Origin of the sequence: Mycobacterium sp. UM_Kg1, from assembly GCF_000972925.1 — a bacterium.
In the GTDB taxonomy this organism is placed as follows: Bacteria; Actinomycetota; Actinomycetes; order Mycobacteriales; family Mycobacteriaceae; genus Mycobacterium; species Mycobacterium hiberniae.
On sequence record NZ_JRMK01000266.1, the window covers coordinates 1 to 2708 of the forward strand.

Sequence of the window (2708 nt, forward strand, 5' to 3'; positions counted from 1 at the left end):
GACGTCCCGGGCGGCCGGCGCAGCAGCCGGCACACCGTCGCCGACAGGGGCCCGCACGCCACGGGCAGGTTCGCTTGGGTGTGAATCGCTGCAGTGGGCACCTTCCCGGGTACCCCGCACACCCGCCTCACCAAACGGTGGTGCCGTTTCGCCGATAGGACCGTGGGTACCCCCGCCAGCATGACACGCTTCGGCTACACCCTGATGACCGAGCAGAACGGCCCCGCCGAACTGGTGCGCTGTGCGGTTGCGGCCGAGGAACACGGCTTCGATTTCGCGGTGTGCAGCGATCACTTTTCACCCTGGCTGGCAGCGCAGGGGCATGCTCCCAACGCCTGGGCGTTGCTGGGTGCGGTCGCCCACGCCACCGCCCAGCTGGACCTGTTCAGCTACGTGACCTGTCCCACCATGCGCTATCACCCGGCGGTCGTGGCCCAGCAGGCGGCCACGGTGCAGATCCTTGCCGAGGGCCGCTTCACCCTGGGTCTGGGCAGTGGCGAGAACCTCAATGAGCACATCGTGACCGGCCCCGGCTGGCCCAATCTTGCGCGGCGCCAAGCCATGCTCACCGAAGCGATCAAGATCATCCGCGAACTGCTCATGGGTGAGACGGTCAACCACGATGGCGATTACTTCCACGTCGACCAGGCGCGGTTGTGGGACCTCCCCGACATTCCGGTCGCGCTTGCCGTCGCGATGTCGGGTCCCAAGAGCGTCGAGAGGTTCGCCGCAGCCGCCGATCACCTGATCGCGGTGCAGCCCGACCGCCAACTGGTGCACTCCTGGCACGCCGCACGGCAGGGGACCGGGCTGCCCGGCGGACGGATCGTCGGGCAGTTGCCGGTGTGTTGGGATCCCGACCGCGACATGGCAGTGCGGCGCGCACACCAGCAGTTTCGCTGGTTCGGCGGAGGTTGGCCGGTCAACGCGGAACTGCCCACCCCGGCGGCGTTCGCGGCGGCCACTCGCTACGTGACGCCCGAGGACGTCGCGGCGGCGATCCCGTGCGGTCCGGATCTGGACGCGATCGTCGAGGCCGTGGGCGCCTATCGGGAAGCAGGATTCACCGACATCGCGTTGATCCAGATCGGTGGCGAATCCCAGGAGGCCTTCTTCAAGGAGGCTGCCGGACCGCTGCTGGCGGCGCTGCGCGACGCCGCGGCCTAGGGTCCGTCGGGGTTTCGGGGGACCGCGCCTCGGGTACAGACAGTCGCATGGACGACACCGAGGAAGGAATGGACCGACGGCGCACCACGCGACCGCGGACCGGTCTGGTGTTCAAGGATGGCCATGAGCTGCCGGCGCTGGCCGTGCTGCTGATGGCCACGTTTGCATTGGTGGGCGCGCTGTGTGCCGCCGCCCAGCAGAGCGGCGAGTGGACCCTGGGTTTCGGGATCGTGGCGCTAGTCCTGGCGATCGTCGGCTCGATCTGGTTTTACATCGCTCGAAACCGGGCAACCCCCCCCGCCGGCGTTCACCACCGTCATCCCTAAAGCGCCCGCGGCAAAACGGGACACCGCCTGTGCCCCGGTCTTAGCGGCGTCATTGTGGCCCGCCCGGTGGCGGGGGCTGATTTCGCCCGAGACCGGATCCAGCGTCACCTCGGCCAGCAGCTCGCCCGTCGTCGGTTCGCACACCGCCCACAGATAGCGCGTCTCGCCGGCCCACCCGAGGGCGGCCTTGGCCACGTAGTCCGGATCAGTCTCACCCAGGTCGGCCAGACTCGGGCGATCATCGACCCGGTCGTCGGCCCGTGGCATCCGCAGATACCACGGGCCGGCGTTGATCTCGACCGGCTCTATGCCCGACTCCTCGCTCTTGCGCTCAGCACGGCCGTCGGACGGTGGAGGTCGCTTACTTGATCTCGCAGAGCACGGTGCCCTGCGTGATGGCCGATCCGGCCTCGGCCGACAGGCCCGTGATGGTGCCGTCCTTGTGTGCGGTGACCGGGTTCTCCATCTTCATCGCCTCGAGAACCACGACCAGGTCACCGGCGGCGACCTCCTGGCCCTCCTCGACGGCAACCTTCACTACGGTGCCCTGCATGGGGGCGGTCACCGCGTCACCGGACACCGCCGCGCCGCCGTGCGCGCCACGCTTGCGCGGCTTGGGCTTCTTGCGAATGGCACCGCCGGCCCCGCCGCCGCCGCCCAGGGCCAGATCGCCGGGCAGGGACACCTCCACGCGCCGGCCGCCGACCTCGACAACCACCTTCTGCCGCGGCTGGGCGTCGTCCTCGTCGAGGGGCTCACCGCCGTTGAAGGGCTCGATGGTGTTCTCGAACTCGGTCTCGATCCAGCGGGTGTGCACCGAGAAGCCGTTCTCGTCGCCGACGAACGCCGGGTCGCGAACCACCACCCGGTCGAAGGGGATGACGGTCGCCAGCCCCTCGACGTGGAACTCGTCCAGGGCGCGCCGGGCGCGCTCCAGGGCCTCGGTACGGTTAGCGCCGGTGACGATCAGCTTTGCCAGCATCGAGTCGAACTGGCCGCCGATCACCGAGCCGGTTTCCACGCCGGAGTCCATCCGGATGCCGGGGCCGGTCGGCGGGTCGAAACGGGTGACCGGGCCGGGGGCGGGCAGGAAGCCACGACCGGCGTCCTCGCCGTTGATGCGGAACTCGATCGAGTGGCCGCGCGGCTCGGGGTCTTCGGTGATGTCCAGTTTCTCGCCGTTGGCGATGCGGAACCTGTCTCTTATACACATCT

4 protein-coding genes are annotated in these 2708 nt (G+C 69.1%); 2 read left to right on the plus strand and 2 right to left on the minus strand.

The window, feature by feature from the left end; genetic code table 11:
* Positions 1-180 precede the first annotated feature (180 nt).
* Complete coding sequence (locus LI92_RS20860; protein ID WP_046322314.1) at positions 181-1167, plus strand: TIGR03557 family F420-dependent LLM class oxidoreductase; 987 nt, start codon at positions 181-183, stop codon at positions 1165-1167.
* Positions 1168-1214: 47 nt separating this feature from the next.
* Complete coding sequence (locus tag LI92_RS23455) at positions 1215-1493, plus strand: hypothetical protein (RefSeq protein WP_046322316.1); 279 nt, start codon at positions 1215-1217, stop codon at positions 1491-1493.
* Here the strand turns inward: LI92_RS23455 and LI92_RS24450 are convergent.
* Positions 1404-1802, minus strand: coding sequence for a hypothetical protein (locus LI92_RS24450; protein ID WP_082109838.1), 399 nt, complete (start codon positions 1800-1802; stop codon positions 1404-1406). The two genes, LI92_RS23455 and LI92_RS24450, sit on opposite strands and share 90 nt — an antisense overlap.
* A 52-nt stretch (positions 1803-1854) precedes the next feature.
* Positions 1855-2708, minus strand: an 854-nt coding sequence (locus LI92_RS20870; protein ID WP_046322318.1) for a biotin/lipoyl-containing protein, incomplete at its 5' end; no start/stop codon positions are given.